This is a genomic window from Affinibrenneria salicis, assembly GCF_008710095.1.
Genome location: NZ_VYKJ01000021.1, coordinates 48,601 through 67,295, shown reverse-complemented (window position 1 = coordinate 67,295; position 18,695 = coordinate 48,601). Strand labels below are relative to the sequence as shown.

The window sequence follows — 18,695 nt, the reverse complement described above, 5'->3', positions numbered from 1 at the left end:
TCGGTATTTCGGCGCAAATACTATGTGATATTTACAGTTCCATCGGGTGTGCGCTAAGCTCTTTTCGTCCCCCATTGGGACCCCCTTTCAATTTTTGTTTAACTTTTGCAGTTGCCAGACCGCAAGGGGTTTTAACAAATCGAAAGGGGTTTTTATAACCGACTTATAGCTGAAAGCTTTACGGAACCCCCAGCCTAGCTGGGGGTTTTCTATAGACAAAAAGCCGGACGTAAAAACGTCCGGCTCCGGCAGGCCTGTCAGCCGCGTTAACGTGGGACTAAAATTTTTCCCAGTTATCCTTATTCGGCAACTCGGCCGCCGCCGGCTTGAGTAATGCCGCCGGCCTGCCCGTATTTGCCGCGCGGGCGACGGCGGTTGACGCCTGCGCAACGCCCGGCAACTGGAAGACGGCGACCGCCTCAGTCAATTGACGCGCCTGCTGTTCCAGCAAGGCCGCCGCCGCCGCGGATTGCTGCACCAGCGCCGCGTTCTGCTGAGTGACGCCATCCATTTCATTCACCGCCTGTCCGACCTGGCTGATCCCTTTGCTCTGCTCGTCGGATGCGGACGAGATTTCCCCCATCAGATCATTCACCTGGGTGATGGAAGTAATAATACTCTTCATCGCATCGCCGGCCCGGCTGACCTGACTGGAACCGGTATTCACCCGTTCAACCGACTCGGCAATCAGTCCTTCAATTTCTTTTGCCGCCTGTGCGCTGCGCTGCGCAAGGCTGCGTACCTCGCCCGCCACCACGGCGAAACCGCGCCCCTGCTCGCCCGCCCGCGCCGCCTCAACCGCCGCGTTAAGCGCCAGAATATTGGTCTGGAAAGCGATTCCGTTAATTACGCTGGTAATATCGGCGATCTTACGTGAGCTGGTGGCGATACTGTCCATGGTGTCGACCACTTCGCCGGTAATCTGACCGCCATTTTTCGCGGCCGCCGATGCATCCTGCGCCAGTTTACTCGCCTGGTGTACATTATCCGCATTCTGCTTCACCGTCGCCGCGAGCTGCTCCATACTGGCGGCGGTTTCTTCCAGTGCCGCCGCCTGCTGCTCGGTTCGCGACGAGAGATCGTGATTGCCGGCGCTGATTTCGCTCGAACCCCGATAAATGGATTCGGTGCTGCTGCGAATGGTAGAGACCGTGCCAATCAGGCTTTTCTGCATATCTTTCAGGTACGGGATCAGTTGCCCGACACAGTTACGGCCAAACTCCGTCAAAGGAGTACTCAACTGGCCGTCCGCCAAAATATGAAAATAGCGTTTAATCATATCCAACGGTTTCACCAGGTAATTCACCAGATAGCGGTCAGTCAGAAATAGCATCAGCAGCCCAAGCAGAATGGCGACAATCAATACCTGCTTACAGCGGTCCGCCAGCGAATAGACCTGCTGTGAATAATCGTGTTCCAGCGTTGAAGAGTAATTTTCCGCCGCGGCGGAAAAGGCCTGGCTAAGCGGCAGATAGTGATTTTTATTGAAGGTCCGGTATTCGCTGATGCGGTTTTCTTTAACAAGATTAAACATTGGCGTTAAACCATCGTTGAGCATCTGCGTCCAGACGCTGACCAGATTATCCGCCGCCGGATTGCGGCCGACCGCGTCCTGGTTGGACTTAAATGCCTCCAGCGCCGCTTTGGTTTTCGCCAGCGAATCCGCCGCCGCGCCGAGATCTTTTTCAGCCGCGGCCTGATCGCCGGCCTGCAGCGACTCGACCACGCGCACCAGACGCAACGTCGTGCGCAGATATTGATCGCTGGCCAGCCCGGTTGACTGGACGCTCTCCTTCTGCGCCTCGCTCTGACTCAATAAAAAGGTCATATGGTTGAGCGACGATAAGGTAAACCAGGATACTCCGCCCCAGAGAACAAGGAATATACCTAGTATAATCAGCAACATAGCCCTGATAGTAATGTTTTTTAAGAAGTTCACAATAGATTCCCTGTTGATAGAGTGATTATGCAGACCCGCCTTTGCGGTACAGAAATTATCTCGGCGCGATTTTTATTTCTCTCATTTCTTCCCCTCATCCAGATCGGCCATGAAACTGCGCCGCTGGCGATGTATGGCACTCAGCGAAACGACGATAACGATGAAAATAGATCGTGAGCCACCGGTTATATCGGCAATCTGGCGTAAATCTTTACTGATTTGATCATATTTTCCGATCAAAAAAATAAAAATGATAGCTTATAGCTATCAATGAATGAATATATCAGCTTAAATACCTTTTAACCGATAGTGATAAATAAAAACCATTTAATTCAGTTAAATAAAATAGATTTAATATTTAGCGCACTATTAATCACCATCGGTCATATCACCGACGAGACGGTCAAAGATAAGAGAGTGCGCCTGCCAACGCGAATCGCCCCGCGCGCAGCCGGAAAGATCAGCAATGGCCTATTATTTGCGTGGCCAGACGAATAGCCCCGCCAGGATTAAGCACAGAAAAGCGACATACAGCGCAGGCTCCAGTTGCCGGGTTAGCCAACTGGAAATAGCCGATAATAGCGGCCCGGCCAGTTGACCAATGGCGTAACCGGTGGTCAATAGCCCGGCCATATAGCGGCCATGCTGCGCGGCCAACTCGCGTCCGCACTGCAGGGCCAGCTGCACCACATTGAGAAATCCGCCGCCAATAAGCAGCGCGCCCAGCGCCAGACCGCCGATGCCCGGCAACAACAGCGCGGCCAGCACGCCGGCGGCCTGCCCCCATAGCGTTAAGGCCAGGCGATGCGAGGCGCTCAGATAATGCCGCGTGACAATGCCTAACAGGATGCCCAGTACCGACGCCGCGCCGAACACCGGCCAGACAAACTGCGCCAGCAGACTGGCCGGGAAGCGTGCGGCGGCCATTTGCGACAGAAAGGTAGCCGGCAAAATGTAGCCAAAGCCGGCCAGACTATAGGAGATGACTAATCGTTTCATCGCGGGAGACAGATGCAGCGGCGGCGACGGCGAGTCGCTCGCCGCATGCGCCTGGCCGCGCGGCAGGTAGCGACAGACCAGCAACGTGAGCGCCAGCGCCAACGCGCCATAGACCAGCCACGCCTGAGCGGCGCTGAACGCCAGTGCGGACAGCGCCGGCGCCAGTAGCCCGCTGATCGCAATACCGGCGCCCGGCCCGGCGAATACCGCGGCGCCCAGCGCCGGACGGCCGCAGTGCGCCAGCCGTTCGCTGCTCCAGGCGGCGATCAGCACCAGTGACCAGGCGCTGGTCCAGCCCAGCGCGAAGCGCAGCAAACCATGCCACCAGGGCCCTTCCAGCGCGGCCGACAGCAGCGTCAGCACGATAGCGCCCGCCAGGCTGGCCCACAGGCGCAGCACCACGAAACGGCGCGCGCGCATCGCATCCCACGCGCCGAGCAGATAACCCAGATAGTTCATCGACGCGACCAGACCGGCGCTGGTCAACGTCAGTTGATGTTCGGCGATCATTAACGGCAGCTGCGGGGTAAAAGCAAAACGGCCAATGCCCATCGCCACCACCAGCACCACAAACCCGGTAACGGCAATCGCCGGCGCCCTGACTGAATCAGACGGCGTTACGCTCATTCCTTTCTCCTGACGGATCGCTGCCGCACGGCGGCATCAAGGCGGACGGCGGGCAAAATCCCCATTGCTCATCGCCCGCGTTATCACTACACTCACAAAAAAAGAACAACATTTAACAGATTAGTGACAGAAAGAGAAAACTATGGATTTAACTCAGTTACGCATGCTTTGCCTGGTCGCCGAAACCGGCTCGGTCGCGCGCGCGGCTGAGCACCTGCAGCGCGTACCCTCCAACCTTACGACCCGGCTGCGCCAGCTGGAGCAGGAGCTTGGCGTCAGCCTCTTTATTCGAGAAAAACAGCGCCTGCGTCTGTCGCCGGTCGGACACAATTTCTTATGTTACGCGCAGCGTATTCTGGCGCTGAGCGAAGAGGCCATGGACATGACGCGCAGCGGCGAACCCGGCGGCCACTTCGCGTTGGGCGCGACGGAAAGCGCTGCGGCGACGCGCCTGCCCGAACTGCTGGCCGCGTTTCATCAGCGTCATCCTCAGGTCGCGCTGGCGCTCAGCGTCGGCACATCCTGCGACATGATTGATCGCGTGCGCGCCGGCACGCTGGCCTGCGCGCTGGTCGATGGCCCGCTGGCCAGCGGCCCGCTGCACGGCTGCATGTCGTTCAGCGACCGGCTGGTCCTGATCTCCGCGCGACAACACGCGCCGGTGCTGACGGCGCGCGATGCCGCCGGCGAGCCGCTGTTCACCTTTCCTCCCGGCTGTACCTGCCGCCAGCGGCTGGAGACCTGGTTTCGGCAGGATGGCGTGCCGCCGGGCGCCATTAACGAGGTCCACTCCTGGCACGCCATGCTGGCCGGCGTCGCCGGCGGCGCCGGACTGGCGCTGCTGCCGCATGCGGTGCTGGCGCGGCTGCCCGGCAGAGAGCAGGTCCGGCTCCACGCGCTGCCGGAGCCGATTGCCGACGCCCCGACCTGGCTGATCTGGCGTAGAGACGCATTCGGACCCAATATCGAAGCGCTAAAAAAACTGATTATCGAGCACAACGACCGCTAGCCAAATGAAACATATTATTATCATTATTAATACATTAAATTAACCATATCACAAAACAGGAGCACACCATGCCAATGATTAAAACCCGCGCCGCCGTCGCCTGGGGCCCCAATCAGCCGCTGTCGATAGAAGAAGTGGATTTAATGCCGCCGCAAAAAGGCGAAGTGCTGGTGCGCATTGTGGCGACCGGCGTTTGCCATACCGACGCCTATACCCTGTCCGGTAAAGATCCCGAAGGCGTCTTTCCGGCCATACTCGGTCATGAAGGCGGCGGAATTGTCGAAGCGGTGGGTGAAGGCGTAACCAGCGTTAGCCCGGGCGATCACGTCATTCCGCTGTACACGCCGGAATGCGGCGCATGTAAATTCTGCCTCTCCGGCAAGACCAACCTGTGTCAGGCGATCCGCGCGACGCAGGGCAAAGGGCTAATGCCCGACGGCACCACCCGTTTTTTTAAAGACGGGCAGCCGATTTTCCACTATATGGGAACGTCGACCTTCTCCGAATACACCGTCGTGCCGGAAATTTCGCTGGCTAAAATCAACCCGGCGGCGCCTCTGGAAGAAGTCTGCCTGCTGGGCTGCGGCGTTACCACCGGCATGGGCGCGGTGATCAACACCGCCAAAGTGCAGAAGGGCGACAGCGTCGCCATTTTCGGTCTGGGCGGCATCGGTCTGTCGGCCATCATCGGCGCCGCCATGGCGGGCGCAGGACGCATCATCGGCATCGATATCAACACCAGCAAATTCGATCTGGCCCGTAAACTGGGCGCCACCGATCTAATCAATCCGCAGGATTACCACAAACCGATTCAGGAAGTGATTGTTGAACTGACCGACGGCGGCGTGGATTTCTCGTTCGAATGTATCGGCAACGTCAACGTCATGCGCTCGGCGCTGGAGTGCTGTCACAAAGGCTGGGGGGAATCGGTGATCATCGGCGTCGCCGGCGCCGGCGAAGAGATCGCCACCCGGCCGTTCCAGTTGGTGACCGGCCGCGTATGGCGCGGTTCAGCCTTCGGCGGCGTAAAAGGCCGCAGCCAGCTGCCGGGGATCGTCGATCGCTATCTCGACGGCGAATTCAAACTGAATGACTTTATTACCCACACCATGCCGCTGGAGCAAATCAATGAGGCCTTTGATTTGATGCATGAGGGTAAGTCGATTCGTTCAGTCATCCATTTTAGCTAACCGGACAGGAGGCAGACACGGGATGAATACCGCACTGGAACTGCTTGAAGAACATCGTCTGTTCGGCGGCTGGCAACAGCGCTACCGGCACGCGTCCGACAGCCTGAACTGCGCCATGACGTTCAGTCTCTATCTGCCGCCGCTGCACAACGACGCGCCTCCGCCGGTATTGTACTGGCTGTCGGGCCTGACCTGTAACGATGAAAACTTTACCACCAAGGCAGGCGCGCAACGGGTAGCCGCCGAACTGGGCATCGTGCTGGTTATGCCGGACACCAGCCCGCGCGGCGACGGAGTGGCCGACGATGAGGGTTACGATCTGGGCCAGGGCGCCGGTTTTTACCTTAACGCCAGCCAGCCGCCGTGGGATGCGCATTACCGCATGTATGACTATGTCAGTCACGAACTGCCGACGTTGATTAAACAACACTTCAACGTCAGCGAACGTCAGTCCATCAGCGGCCACTCAATGGGCGGCCACGGCGCGCTGGTTATCGCGCTGCGCAATCCGCAGCGTTATCAGTCCGTATCGGCCTTCGCGCCCATCGTCAATCCCAGCCGGGTGCCGTGGGGGCGAAAGGCGTTCAGCGCCTATCTGGGAGAGGATGAACGCCGCTGGCAGCCTTACGACAGTTGCTATTTGCTGGCGCACTGCGAAGCGCGTCTGCCGATTCTGGTCGATCAGGGCGACGTCGATCAGTTCCTGGCCGATCAGCTGCAGCCCGATCGGCTGGAACAGCTGGCGCGACAGCACGACTGGCCGCTAACCCTGCGCACCCAGTCCGGCTATGACCACAGCTATTTTTTTATCGCCAGCTTTATTGAGGACCATCTGCGCTTCCACGCGCGCTATCTGCTGACCGAACGCTGAGCCTTCGCCGCGCGCTGGCCAGTCTCCCGCACGGGATGCCGATCAGCGCGCCGGATAACGCGACGCGGCGGCGCCGAAGCGCGGCGCGCATCAGGAGAGGCGGAACACCATCACGGTTTGCTCCAGCTCTCTGACCTGTTGCTCCAGCGAGGTTACCGAACGGGTCGCGTGCTGCACCAGGGTGGCGTTTTGCTGCGTGACGCCATCCATTTCATGGACCGCCTGAGTGACCTGACTGATGCCGCGCGACTGCTCTTCCGAAGCGGAAACGATCTCTTCCATCATATCTTTCACCGAGGTGACCGCCGTCAGCATCTCCTGCATGGTCTTACCGGAACTCTCCACCAGCTCGACGCCGCGTCCGACGCGCGACGCCGACTCGCCGATCATCGCGCTGATATCCTTCGCGGCGTTGGCGCTGCGCTGCGCCAGATTGCGCACTTCGCCGGCCACCACGGCAAAACCGCGCCCCTGTTCGCCGGCGCGCGCCGCTTCCACCGCCGCGTTGAGCGCCAGAATGTTGGTCTGAAAAGCGATGCTATCGATGATATTGATAATCTCGCCGATTTTTTGCGAGTTCTCATCGATCTCGCCCATAATTCCGATGACCTGACGGGAAATAGTGTCGCCGCGCTGGGCGATCTGCGCGGCGTTATTGGAGAGCCGGGTCGCGTTGCGCGCATTATCGGCATTCTGCTTCACCGTTGCGGTGATCTGTTCCATGCTGGCGGCGGTTTCCTCCAGCGCGGCGGCCTGCTGATCGGTGCGCGACGCCAGATCGGCGTTGCCCTGCGCGATCTCGCCGGCGCCGCGGTTGACCTGTTCGCTGGTATCGATAAGCCGTTCCGCAATCGCCTTCAGCTGTTGCTGCATCACGGACAGCGCATAGAAAATACTGTGCTGATCTTTAGCTTCGACGGGAATGGCGTAAGTAAGATCGCCCTGCGCCACCGCCAGGGCGATGTCGGCCGCATCGGACGGTTCGCCGCCCACGGTGCGTAACACCTTGCGGGTGAAGATAATGCCTACCACGCCGGACACCACAACGATGCTCAATAGCGTCAGCAGGATGGCGATATTGCGCTGCCGCACGGCCTGCGCCATCACCTCATGAACCGGGATCGCCAACCCCAGCACCCAGGGCGTGCCGGTATTGCCGATAGCGACCGGCGCATTAATATTGAAAACATCGGCGTTCAGCGTGTCGCTGTAGCGTTGCTGAATGTTGATGTTACCGTTCGCGACGCCGGCCAGCAGCGCCTGACTGCTTTTAGAGCGCTGACCGATGCGGCTTTTATCCGGATGAGCGATAAACACGCCGGTGTGGGAAAACAGCTGTGCGTAGGCGCCGGGATAAGAGCGGATGCCGTCGACAAACTGCTGCAGTTTCTCAAGCGAGAAGTCCACGGAGACGGAGCCATAAAACTTGCCGTTGACCATGATGGGAACGGCGATGGAGGTCAGTAACGTTTCTACGCCGTTATAGGCGTAGCTGTAGGGATCCAGCACCACCTCTTTTTGCAGTTTGCGCGGCAGCAGGTAGTAGTCGCCGCTGCCGGGCGTTTCGTAGTCCGTCAGGTTATGCAGCGCAATATTGCCGGCGGGATCGCGATCGACATAGCGAACAAAACGCCCTTTGGGGTCCTGGTCGGGCAAGGCGGCGTACTGCTGGTCCTTGCCGTCGAAAGCGTCAGGCTCCCAGGCCAGCGACATAGAGAGCAATTCAGGATGATGGCGCAATGTATTTTTTAACATGGCCTCGGCAACGCCGCGGTCCGGATTACCGGTTTCCTGCAGAGCCTGTACGCCCTGAATCAAACCGTGGGCGGCGGATATGGCGTTATCTAACCGATTCTGTATCAGCGAGATATTGGCATAGGTCATCTGAGAGAGATATTGCTGAGCGACGAGTTCTTGCTGGTGGCTGGATTGCCGCAGGAGGATACCGACCGTGATAATGAAACCTAATGCGATGGCGCCGATAGTGCTAATTAATACCAGCGCGCGCGTGGAAAGTTTGTTTTTTTTTTCGCAGAAGGCGTACGGGACAAAGACCAGGATACCAATTCACCTGACATTGGATGTTCTCCCTTCAATTAACCAAATGTCTAAACAGGAGCAGCCGCTGCGCCGGTATCTCACAGACCGGTTGCCATAGTGTGATTTAACTCACGTATTTTTTATCGTCCCGCGATGCCGTTTCTTTAATGATTTTCCCGAACTTATCCGGCCAAAGTTTGATCTCCCACAATGAAGCGTCGGGCAATATGCGGCAATGCATAGCGCGCTATCTTTGGCGTGAGTTTCCTCCTGCGCCGGGGTATTATCCCCCTGTTCCGCACGAGGATTTAGCCCGGCGATCCGCCCTGACTCAGCGTATGGCATTCACCGGGGCCGGCGCCAAAACGGCCCGGGAAGACGTTGAATGTCCCATGATACGGCGCCGCCCAACTCAGTCAAAAAGTTGCGATTTCGATCTTTCATCGCTAAAGATGAGAGACGCGTAAAGTCAGGAGGACATTGATTTGCTACGTAAACGAGTATCATCCGCCGAGCTGTTTTCCGTCGGTTATGATGAAGAGAAACATATTCTGGAAATTGAAATGCTGAACGGCGGGCTGTACCAGTACCGCAACGTGGCGCGTATGATCTATGAAGAGCTGATGAACAGCACCAGTAAGAACCGCTATTACACCCGCTATATTAAAACCGCGTTTCCGTATGAGAAGTTGCGCTGAGCGTCGGCGAGCACATTTTCTGGCAAAGACTGCCCCTGTCCAGCATAAAGCGCTAAACTCAAACCAAGTGCCCGCAGGAAAACGGCGCCGCCGGCGCCGTTGCCGCGAGGTACGCGACCAGGCACCCGACGAGGCGCCAGACCGGCCTCCGACCACAGATGAATTGAGGATACCGCCTCATGGAGTTCAAGGATTACTATGCAATTCTGGGTGTTAAACCCGCTGACGATCTGAAAGCCATCAAGACCGCCTACCGGCGCTTAGCACGTAAATATCACCCCGATGTCAGCAGCGAAGCGGAAGCCGAGAGCAAGTTCAAGGAGGTTGCCGAGGCCTATGAAGTGCTGAAAGACAGCGAACGGCGCGCCGAATACGACCAGCTGCGCCAGCACCGCGACGACCCCGACTTCGGCCGCCAGTGGCAGCGACCAGGCGGCGATACTCAACGGCAGGGCGCGCATTCCGCCCACGCCGGGCAGGACTTCTCCGACTTCTTCGAATCTATTTTCGGCGGCCGCGGCGGCTACAGCCAACATTTCGACGCCCGCGGCGGCGGCGCGCAGGCGATGCGCGGTCAGGATGTCGAAATGGAGTGCGCCATGCTGCTGGAAGAGACGCTGAGCGAACAATCGCGCACCATCGAATATCGCCTGCCGGTTTACGATGTATTCGGCCGGCAGGAAAGAGAGGTGCCCAAAACGCTGAACGTCAGGATCCCGGCGGGCGTCGGCGATCGGGAGCGCATTCGCCTGAAGGGCCAGGGCGTGGCCGGCGTTAACGGCGGTCCAAACGGCGATTTATATCTCACCATCCGCATTGCGCCGCATCCGCTGTTTGATATTAACGGCCACGATCTGCAGATCGTGGTGCCGCTGGCGCCGTGGGAAGCGGCGCTCGGCGCGCGGGTGGCGATCCCGACGCTGACCGGCCAGGTCAGCATGACGATCCCGCCCGGCAGCCAGACCGGTCAACGGCTGCGCATCAAAGGCAAAGGGCTGGTGAACAAGAAAACCACCGGCGATCTGTATGCGGCGCTGAAAGTGGTTATGCCGCCGCGCCCGGACGACAAAACGGCCGAACTCTGGCAGCAGTTGGCCGACGCCCAGGCCTCGTTTAATCCCCGGACAGAATGGAAATAGCACAATGGCTGATGAGTTTGAAGTAACCTTTACGGTGACGGAGTTCTGTCGCTATGTCGGTATTTCACATGATGAGCTGCAGGAAATCGTTGGCCTGGGCGTGGTTGAGCCGAAAAAAACGCAGACGACGGAGTGGTGCTTTGATCATGAGGCGCTGTGCGTCGTGCGGCGCGCCACGCAGTTGCACCGCGAACTGGATCTCGACTGGTCCGGCATCGCCGTCGCCCTGACGCTAATGGGCAACATCGAGCAATTACGCGATGAAAACCAGCGCCTGCGCCGTCAGCTGCGTCGCTTTCTGACCGATCGCCCGGCGTCGTAACCGTCCCCTGCCCCGGCAGACCGTCTGCCGACGGCCCGCCGGGTTCGGCCTCGGCGGCCGCGCCCGCTACGCCAACGCCTCAACCCGCTCCAGCGCGGCGAACAGCGTCTGCTCATCCAGCGCGACCGGCAGATAGTGGATCGATTCGCCCGGCTGCAGCGCGCGCGCGATCACCGTCCGCAGCGCCTGCCGGTCATGAATATCCACGTCCAGCGCCGCCAGCGTGGCCGGCAGGCCCAGCGTACGGGAAGTGGCGCTCAACTGGCGCAGGGTCGACTCATCGCCCAACAGCGCGCTCTGCACCAGAATGCCGTAGGCCACTTTGGTGCCGTGCAGGAAACGCTCGGTCTGCGGCAGTACGGTTAACCCATTGTGAATCGCGTGCGCCGCGGCCACGCGCGTATAGCGTTCGCCCAGCCCGCCGACCATCCCGCCGCCGGCGATAATCGCATCCACCACGTCGAGAAAATCCTGGCTTAGCTCGCCCTGACGCACAGCGTTCAGCGCCGCCTCGCTCTGGCGCAACAGCACGTCGCGAATATCCTGCGCCGTCTGCAGCCCCAGCCGCACCGTCAGCGACAGAGACGCCGGCTGAGGCGCCAGCACCACCGCTTCATACCATTTCGCCAGCGTATCGCCAATACCCGCCAGCAGGTATTCGGCCGGCGCGTTAAGAATAATACGCGGCTCGACCAGCACCAGGTGATTGGCGTCGCTAAAGATCTCAAAACGCAGCGCCTGGCCGGCGTCGTCATACCACACCGACAGCGGGGTCCAGGCGGCGCAGGTAGCGGCGATGGTGGGGATGGCCACCAGCGGTACGCCGAGACGACGCGCCACTACTTTGGCGGTATCCAGCACCGCGCCGCCGCCGATCCCGATCACCAGTTGGCGATCGTCGCCGCCCAGCGCCACCAGCTCGGCCACTTCGCGTTCGCTGCAGTGCGCGCCGGTTTCGGCCCGGCGGGCGTCGGCGGACGCATAGGCCGCCGGCAGCCAGGGTTTGGCCGCGCTCAGCGCGCGCCGGCCGCCGATCCACAGCGCGTGTCGCAGGGCATCCGCGGAATAGAATTCCGTCAATTTGTCTATCGCGCCCGGGAAAGAGAAATAATTAGCCGGCCCGACCTGGACGCGAATATCTGTGCTGCTCATGAAATGTGGTTCCTTGCTGTTATGGCGTTTTGCGGCGACAAGGGTTGCGTATCGCATTACCCAAAATATTCGCGCTGCAGGAAGGCGGTGACGCAGCGAATCCCCGGCGACTTACAACAGTAAGCGGCCCGGGCAGGCGGCCCTGCAAGGGCGAGCCACATGGATGGACCGGGTAACAAAACCAACGTACCTGCGGCTTGCCGCATGAAAGCTCTATCTTATGTACTCCGGTCGCGGCAGTTAATAATTTTTTTCTTTAACTTATGCCTTTTTTGTTTATGGCGCACCGGTCGTTCGGCTGAAATAACGCGTCACGCACGTCGTTAATATGGTATTTTCGCCAGTCGCGAATCGACTGTCAGGAACCCTTATCGAATATGATGTCCACCACCCGGCCCTCAAGCCTGGAAATGCGCGACATTTCCATTTCGTTTGCCGGCTTCCATGCGTTGCAACAGGTTGACTTCACGCTGCATGGCGCGACGGTGCACGCGCTGACCGGCGCGAACGGCGCGGGGAAGTCCACGCTGATGACCATTCTCTCCGGCGCTCACGCTCACTATCAGGGCGAGATTCTGATCGACGGTCAGCCGGTGGAGATCCGCACGCCGCGCCAGGCAAAGCAACACGGTATACATCTGGTGCAGCAGGAAGTCGACGCCGCGCTGGTGCCGATGCTGTCGGTCGCCGAGAATATCATGCTGGATACTCTGGCGCAGGACGGGCACCTGATGAACTGGCGCGCGCTGCACCGCCAGGCGCGCGCCCTGCTCGGACAACTGGGCGTGTCCATTAACGTGCGCCAGCGTCTTGAAAATTGTTCGCTGGCGGAAAAACAGCAGATTTTGCTGGCGCGCGCGCTATCGCACCGCTGCCGTTTCCTTATCCTTGATGAACCTACCGCGCCGCTCGATCAGGCCGAAAGCGCCCGGCTGTTTCAGGTGGTGCGGCGCCTGCAGGCCGAGGGGATCGGCATCGTGTTTATTTCGCACCGCATCCACGAAATCCGCGATATCTGCGACACCCTGACGGTACTGCGCGACGGCAAGCAGGTCAGCAGCGGCGATATGCAGGGCCTCAACGGCGAGCAGATCGTGGAAAGAATGCTCGGCCACCAGCTGAACGATATCTTTCCGCCGCGTCGCGTCGCCCCGGCGCGCCAGCCGCTGCTCGAAGTGCACGGATTGCACGACGATACCCTGCTGCAGGATATTTCTCTGACCCTGCATGAAGGCGAGATCCTGGGCATCGCCGGGCTGGCCGGCGCCGGCAAAACCGAACTGTGCAAAGCGCTGTTCGGCGCCAGCGCCAGCCGCATCAGCCGCGGCGCGTACCGGGGGCGAGCCTGGCGTCCGCGCGCGCCCTGGCGATCCGTTGAACAGGGGATAGCACTGGTGCCGGAAGAGCGCCGCAAGGAAGGCATCTTCATCGATGAGTCGGTCGCCATGAACCTGAGCGTCAGCGCCGATAATAGCTTTTCGCGCTACGGCGTGTTCAGCCGTCGGCGGGCGCGTCAGTGGGCGCGGCAGGTCATCGAACGGCTGGGCATTCGCACCACCGGCGCGGCGCAGATCCTGCGTCGTCTGTCCGGCGGCAACCAGCAGAAAGTGGCGATCGGCAAGTGGCTGCGCAGCAATGCCCAGGTGCTGATTTTCGACGAACCGACCAAAGGCGTGGATATCAAGGCTAAACAGGACCTGTTCACCCTGATCGACGGACTGGCGCGCGAAGGCAAAGGCATCGTCTACGCTTCCGGCGAGTTCTCTGAATTGGTGGGCCTGTGCGACCGTATCTGCGTGCTGTGGGACGGGCGGATCGTGGCGGAACTTGACGCCGCCAGCGTCGATGAAGAAACATTATTATTATATTCAACCGGAGGAACTCCCGCGTGAGTAACCCACTTTCGCCTGAGCGGACATTACCCTTACGCCATCATCTGTATGAATTTTTGTACAAATGGGGCATGTTGCTGACCGTGGTGGCGCTGATCGCCCTGTTTGGTCTGGCCTCGGATAACTTTCTTGACCCGTACAACATCATCAATATCCTGCGCTCGATCGCCATCGTTACCGTTATCGCCATCGGCGTATCGATCTCGCTGTCCATCGGCGGCTTTGACCTGTCGGTCGGCTCCACCGCCTCGCTGGCCAACGCGCTGGTGATCTCGCTGTTCGCCTGGCATGGCTTCGGCACCACCGGCGCGATTATGCTGACGCTGCTGCTGTGTACGCTGGTCGGACTGTTCAACGCCTTCCTGATCGTGGTGCTGAAAATTCCCGATATGCTGGCCACGCTGGCCAGTCTGTTCGTGATTCAGGGCGTCGCCATGACCTACAGCTACGGCGGTTCAATCACGCAAAATATGGTGATGCCGAACGGCGAAATGGCGGAAGGCGTGATCCCGGAAGTGTTTTCCACCCTCGGCCAGGTGCCGCTGATCGTAGTCATCATGCTGATCGTCACGCTGGTGGTACAGCTCTGGCTGTCGCTGACCAAACACGGCCGTCGCATGTACGCCATCGGCGGCAACCCCGAAGCGGCCAGACTGGCGGGCATCCGCACCACCCGCTACCGGGTGCAGGCCTATGTGTTTTCCGCGCTGCTGGCCGGTCTGGGCGGCATTTTGCTGGCTTCGCGTATTGGTTCCTCCCAGGTCAACGCCGGCGGCGGCTACCTGATGGATGCGGTGGCGGCCGCCTATATCGGCTTTTCGCTGGCGGGTTCCGGCAAGCCCAACGCCTTCGGCACGCTGGTCGGCGCCGTGATTCTCGGCGTGCTGCAAAACGGTCTGGTGATGCTGTCCGTGCCCTATTACGCGATGGACATCATTAAGGGGCTGGTGCTGGCGCTGGCGCTGGCGATGACCTATGTACAGAAACGCCCCTGAGATCGCCGTCTGAACTAAGCGGCCGGCGCAGAGAATACGCGCGGACGGCGGGCGATGACCGCCCGCCCTCTCAGGACTGCCCGGCGGCGAAGCGCTCGATATTGTCGATAGTTCTGCTCATCAACGTCTGGAGCGCCGAAGGCGAACTCCAGGCGATATGCGGGGTAATCAGCAAATTGGCGCGGGTTTTCGCCGCCTGCAGCAAAATATTTTCCCGCGCGGGCGGTTCGCGCGTCAGGCTGTCCAGCGCCGCGCCGCCGATAATGCCGTGCTCCAGCGCATGGAGCAGCGCCGGTTCGTCAACTAATCCCCCGCGCGCGGTATTAATCAGCAGCGTCGACGGATGACACAGCGACAGCGTTTCGCTGTTGATCATACGGTCTGTTTCCGCCGTCAGCGGGCAGTGTAACGAGAGAATGTCCGCCTGCTGCAGCACCTGTTCAAACGGCAGATAGCCCGGCCGGCAGATCGGCGCGCCCCGGCGTTCGGCCAGCAGCACGCGCATGCCTACCGCCGACGCCAGCCGCGCCACCGCACCGCCGATCGCCCCGGCGCCGATAATCCCCAGCGCCGATCCGGCGATATCCCGCACCGGATGATCGAAATAGCAAAACTGCCGCTGGCTGGCCCAGCGTTCGCGCTGTATATCGTGCTGCCAGCCCGGCAGCCCGTGCCGCAGCGCGAAAATCATCGCCATCACGTGTTCGGATACCGACTGCGCGGAATAGGACGGCACATTTTTTATCGCGATGCCCAGTTCGCCGGCCGCCTGCTGATCGATGTTATTGATACCGGTCGCGATGACCGCGATCAACTTTAACTGCGGCAGAGCCTGCAGCGTTTCCCGGTTCAGCACCACCTTGCTGGTGACGATAACATCACTGCCGGCCGCGCGCGCCGTCACCTGTTCCGGCAGGGTGATATCATACTCCTCCCACTGATGCTCACAGCGCGGTTTATCAAAGGACAGGTCGGCGGGCAATGAACCCCGATCGAGAAAAGTGATTTTTAGCATACTGGCACATCCCCGTGGTTGGCCCCTTTCCCCCTGCTACAGGGAAATAAATACAATACCCCATCGATTTCAGGCTGCAAGCCGCCGACAAACGAATGCTCTTTGACCCCTTAGCGAACTAAGCGGTGGAGGAACGCTGTGTGCAACAGCCGCGCCGGGCGAGGCCGGAAAGCCGGGTGACGGAAGGCGTCCGCGCCGCGGCAACCTGAAATACGGTGGGTATATCAGCAATTGTTTATCATTTAATCATAATAAGCGAAGGTTCGGGAGAGGCCAGCTCGGTAATATCCCGCCGGGCGCCATTGCGGGCGCATGATTTTACGCCCGAACGGATGAAATTGCCGACCGGGCCGGATGGCCGACGGCGCAGAAAACAGGCCGGCCGGTCATAACGCACCGGCCGGCCAGGCATGACGCGCATCGCTGCGGCTATGCGACGTCAATAACAATCAGAACGACGCCGTCATAGACGCATAGAACGTTCTGCCCGGCACATAATAGTTATTACCGCTGGTTGCGCTGCCCGACGGGTTTTCCGATACCGGATCTTTATCAAACAGGTTATCGACCCCGACGTTAAACTTCAGGTTTTTGCTGGCGCGATACTGGCCGGACAGGCCATAAATGAAATAAGAATTGCGGATTCTGGCGGTGGCGGTTGAGCTGCGCGAGGCCTGATCCGCCGCGCTGTTCAGCCCCAGCATCTTACCGTAATAGTGCGCGGTAAACGCCAGGCTCAGCTGTTCGTTGACCGCCCAGTCCAGCGAAGAGTAACTGGTGAACTTCGGCGTGGTCACCAGCATAACGCCTTTGCTGTCCTCAGCTTTAATCATACGCGTAAAGCTATTGCGTAAAGTTAATCTGTTCAGCCACGGCGCAACCGGCTCGCTCACCAGCGGAATATCCAGATTGCCTTCCAGCCCCTGGGTACGCGCGGAATCCAGGTTGACGCGCTCCAGCCAATAACGGCCGGAAGTATCGCCATCGATATAGCCGATAGGCGCGGTGGCGAGTTTGTTCTTAAAGCGGCTGTCGAAGAAAGTCAGCCCGGCGGCCCAGCCGTTATAATCAAACAGCGCGCCGATTTCCCAGTTTTCCGAGGTCTCCGGCTTGAGGCTATCGTTGCCGGTGGTGTAGCAGCCGCCGCCGGTGTAATCCGCATAACCGTTACACCCGGCGCCCTGCGACGTTTCAATAAAGCCTAAACTCGCCTGACGGATCGACGGCGCTTTGAAACCTTCCGAATAGCCGCCCTTCAGGGTCAGATAATCGGCGGCGTGATAGACCAGATAGGCTCTTGGCGTGGTCTGGCTGCCGTATTCGGTATCGTCATGGCGCAGCCCCAGCGTCAGGGACAAGTCATCCAGCAGGTTAAGCTGGTCCTCAACGAAGATCCCTTTACTGGTGGCCTCGCCGTGGTGCGAACCGTAGGTCGGGGTGCCGGCGACAGAGCCGATCGAACGCGGATTATACAGCTCTTCCTTCATCCACTGCCCGCCGAACGTGATGCTCTGGGGAACAAGAAACTCGAAGGGAATATTAATATTTCCTTCGATAATCCGGTCTTTATTCCACAGTTCGGTATCCTGCGAACCGATCGCCACGCCATTGGAGACGATCGGCACATTGCTGGCGAAGTTCTGATATTTATTTTGATAAGCGGAAAGTTTTGCGCTGCCGAAATCGAATAGCCCGCGGTAATCGATCGAATAATTTTCGCGTTCCAGTTCGGTCACGCCGCGCAGGTTCACCGTACTGCCCGCATCGGTCGTCCCCTGAATTCCCTGCTCCTTGCCTCTGATGGCGCCGACGCTGAGCTGATGATTGTCATTAATATCCCACGTCAGTTCCGCGCCATAGTTATAGCGTTTTTTCCCTTCCAGACCGGTGCCGAAGCGCAGAGCGTTCGTATCGGTTTGATCCGGGTTGCGCTTATTCCACGAACCGTTCAGGCGTAATGAGAAACCGTTGCCGAGCGGCCCGCCGAGCGTCGCAGTATAGGTATTGGTATCGCCGCGGCTTGAGCCCTCCGGCTGACGCGTGCCCGCCGTCAGCGCGCCGCTCCATACGCTGGTGTTCTTTTTGGTGATGATATTCACCACCCCGCCCATCGCGTCGGAACCATAGAGCGAGGACATCGGGCCACGCACAATCTCAATACGCTCAATCGATTCGATCGGGATCCAGTTAATATCATCAAAGTAGTTCTGCTGCGTGCTTTTCACCCCGTTGCTCGACCCGACGCGTTTGCCATCGACCAGCAGCAAAGTATAAGCCGCCGGCATACCGCGCAGTTGAATGCCGGAACTGACATCGGTGCCGATCGCTTTGGATATGCCCGCGACCTGATCCAACACATCGGCTAAATCCGTGGCGGATTTGCCGATGTCCCTTTGCAGATCTTCCGCAGTAATGACCGAAATACTGGCCGGCGCGTCTTTCAGCCGCTGCTCAATCGCCGAGGCCGTCACCACCATCGTCTCATCGGTCGTTTCCCCGACCGCCACCGACGGTGCAGCCGCCGCCAGCGCCAACGCCACTGATTTTCTCAAATTTATTAGCATTTTTATTTCCCCCGAGCCGGCAAACGATTAACAAAATGAGTTTTTTTGCACCATTGATTGTAAGTAATTCGAAATGGATGTAAATATAAATAATTATCATTAATATATTCATTTAGTTAATCGTTTGCTCAATAAATAATTGATTGATAAATAGATAAAAACACAAATATGACCATTACATGAATGGTTACAGAACGTCAGAGTGGCAGAAAATCAGCATCAATAAATTTATTCAATAAACGG

14 protein-coding genes and 1 pseudogene are annotated in these 18,695 nt (G+C 58.9%); 8 read left to right on the top strand and 7 right to left on the bottom strand.

Translation table 11 applies throughout. From position 1 onward, the window contains the following. From FJU30_RS25075 to FJU30_RS25065, 3 genes and pseudogenes are all read right to left on the bottom strand, one after another. Positions 1-75 (bottom strand): annotated as a pseudogene (locus tag FJU30_RS25075) (IS200/IS605 family transposase); the annotation flags it as partial. A gap of 202 nt (positions 76-277) precedes the next feature. Then, positions 278-1,939 (bottom strand): methyl-accepting chemotaxis protein, encoded by a 1,662-nt coding sequence (locus FJU30_RS25070; RefSeq protein WP_150437684.1) that lies wholly within the window; start codon positions 1,937-1,939, stop codon positions 278-280. Between the two features lie 474 nt (positions 1,940-2,413). After that, positions 2,414-3,565, bottom strand: a complete 1,152-nt coding sequence (locus FJU30_RS25065; RefSeq protein WP_150437683.1) for a YbfB/YjiJ family MFS transporter — start codon at positions 3,563-3,565, stop codon at positions 2,414-2,416. Positions 3,566-3,707: 142 nt separating this feature from the next. On the opposite strand from FJU30_RS25065, the gene ptrR reads away from it, so the two are divergent. From ptrR to fghA, 3 genes are all read left to right on the top strand, one after another. Next, a complete protein-coding gene (gene ptrR / locus FJU30_RS25060; RefSeq protein ID WP_150437682.1) occupies positions 3,708-4,574 on the top strand; it encodes a putrescine utilization regulator PtrR in 867 nt (288 codons plus the stop codon). 68 nt (positions 4,575-4,642) lie between these two features. Beyond that, positions 4,643-5,764 (top strand): S-(hydroxymethyl)glutathione dehydrogenase/class III alcohol dehydrogenase, encoded by a 1,122-nt coding sequence (locus tag FJU30_RS25055; protein ID WP_150437681.1) that lies wholly within the window; start codon positions 4,643-4,645, stop codon positions 5,762-5,764. 22 nt (positions 5,765-5,786) lie between these two features. Then, a complete protein-coding gene (fghA, locus tag FJU30_RS25050) occupies positions 5,787-6,635 on the top strand; it encodes an S-formylglutathione hydrolase (protein ID WP_150437680.1) in 849 nt (282 codons plus the stop codon). Between the two features lie 90 nt (positions 6,636-6,725). Here fghA and FJU30_RS25045 read toward each other — a convergent pair whose 3' ends face one another. Continuing rightward, positions 6,726-8,519, bottom strand: a complete 1,794-nt coding sequence (locus FJU30_RS25045) for a methyl-accepting chemotaxis protein (RefSeq protein ID WP_317984062.1) — start codon at positions 8,517-8,519, stop codon at positions 6,726-6,728. 641 nt (positions 8,520-9,160) lie between these two features. Between FJU30_RS25045 and FJU30_RS25040 the strand changes: the two genes are divergently transcribed. The 3 genes from FJU30_RS25040 (at position 9,161) to cbpM (ending at position 10,834) form a co-directional block, all read left to right on the top strand. Then, positions 9,161-9,373, top strand: a complete 213-nt coding sequence (locus FJU30_RS25040; protein WP_150437678.1) for a KTSC domain-containing protein — start codon at positions 9,161-9,163, stop codon at positions 9,371-9,373. A gap of 179 nt (positions 9,374-9,552) precedes the next feature. Next, positions 9,553-10,512: a curved DNA-binding protein gene (cbpA, locus tag FJU30_RS25035; protein WP_150437677.1), complete on the top strand. Its 960-nt coding sequence runs from the start codon at positions 9,553-9,555 to the stop codon at positions 10,510-10,512. Between the two features lie 4 nt (positions 10,513-10,516). Then, positions 10,517-10,834: a chaperone modulator CbpM gene (cbpM, locus tag FJU30_RS25030; RefSeq protein ID WP_150437676.1), complete on the top strand. Its 318-nt coding sequence runs from the start codon at positions 10,517-10,519 to the stop codon at positions 10,832-10,834. 66 nt (positions 10,835-10,900) lie between these two features. Here the strand turns inward: cbpM and FJU30_RS25025 are convergent, their stop codons facing one another. Next, positions 10,901-11,986 carry an oxidoreductase gene (locus FJU30_RS25025; RefSeq protein WP_150437675.1) on the bottom strand — a complete coding sequence of 362 codons (1,086 nt, stop codon included), beginning with the start codon at positions 11,984-11,986 and terminating at the stop codon, positions 10,901-10,903. A gap of 380 nt (positions 11,987-12,366) precedes the next feature. Here FJU30_RS25025 and FJU30_RS25020 point away from each other — a divergent pair, with 380 nt between their 5' ends. Next, entirely contained in the window at positions 12,367-13,878 is a 1,512-nt protein-coding gene (locus FJU30_RS25020) for a sugar ABC transporter ATP-binding protein (RefSeq protein ID WP_150437687.1), read from the top strand. 71 nt (positions 13,879-13,949) lie between these two features. Next, the gene (locus FJU30_RS25015) at positions 13,950-14,873 is read left to right on the top strand and encodes an ABC transporter permease (RefSeq protein WP_223881702.1); all 924 of its coding nucleotides are present in this window, start codon (positions 13,950-13,952) and stop codon (positions 14,871-14,873) included. A gap of 70 nt (positions 14,874-14,943) precedes the next feature. Here the strand turns inward: FJU30_RS25015 and FJU30_RS25010 are convergent, their stop codons facing one another. Further along, positions 14,944-15,888, bottom strand: coding sequence for an NAD(P)-dependent oxidoreductase (locus tag FJU30_RS25010; RefSeq protein WP_150437673.1), 945 nt, complete (start codon positions 15,886-15,888; stop codon positions 14,944-14,946). Positions 15,889-16,337: 449 nt separating this feature from the next. Then, positions 16,338-18,452, bottom strand: a complete 2,115-nt coding sequence (locus FJU30_RS25005) for a TonB-dependent receptor domain-containing protein (protein ID WP_150437672.1) — start codon at positions 18,450-18,452, stop codon at positions 16,338-16,340. Between the last annotated feature and the right edge of the window lie 243 nt (positions 18,453-18,695).

What these genes read in the sequence shown, in the direction of transcription:
- fghA (WP_150437680.1), top strand. Translation starts at nt 5,787, where the DNA reads ATGAATACCGCACTGGAACTGCTTGAAGAACATCGTCTGTTCGGCGGC.
- FJU30_RS25025 (WP_150437675.1), bottom strand. Translation starts at nt 11,986, where the DNA reads ATGAGCAGCACAGATATTCGCGTCCAGGTCGGGCCGGCTAATTATTTC.
- FJU30_RS25015 (WP_223881702.1), top strand. Translation starts at nt 13,950, where the DNA reads ATGTTGCTGACCGTGGTGGCGCTGATCGCCCTGTTTGGTCTGGCCTCG.
- FJU30_RS25010 (WP_150437673.1), bottom strand. Translation starts at nt 15,888, where the DNA reads ATGCTAAAAATCACTTTTCTCGATCGGGGTTCATTGCCCGCCGACCTG.
- FJU30_RS25065 (WP_150437683.1), bottom strand. Translation starts at nt 3,565, where the DNA reads ATGAGCGTAACGCCGTCTGATTCAGTCAGGGCGCCGGCGATTGCCGTT.
- ptrR (WP_150437682.1), top strand. Translation starts at nt 3,708, where the DNA reads ATGGATTTAACTCAGTTACGCATGCTTTGCCTGGTCGCCGAAACCGGC.
- cbpA (WP_150437677.1), top strand. Translation starts at nt 9,553, where the DNA reads ATGGAGTTCAAGGATTACTATGCAATTCTGGGTGTTAAACCCGCTGAC.
- FJU30_RS25055 (WP_150437681.1), top strand. Translation starts at nt 4,643, where the DNA reads ATGCCAATGATTAAAACCCGCGCCGCCGTCGCCTGGGGCCCCAATCAG.
- cbpM (WP_150437676.1), top strand. Translation starts at nt 10,517, where the DNA reads ATGGCTGATGAGTTTGAAGTAACCTTTACGGTGACGGAGTTCTGTCGC.
- FJU30_RS25005 (WP_150437672.1), bottom strand. Translation starts at nt 18,452, where the DNA reads ATGCTAATAAATTTGAGAAAATCAGTGGCGTTGGCGCTGGCGGCGGCT.
- FJU30_RS25045 (WP_317984062.1), bottom strand. Translation starts at nt 8,519, where the DNA reads ATGACCTATGCCAATATCTCGCTGATACAGAATCGGTTAGATAACGCC.
- FJU30_RS25020 (WP_150437687.1), top strand. Translation starts at nt 12,367, where the DNA reads ATGTCCACCACCCGGCCCTCAAGCCTGGAAATGCGCGACATTTCCATT.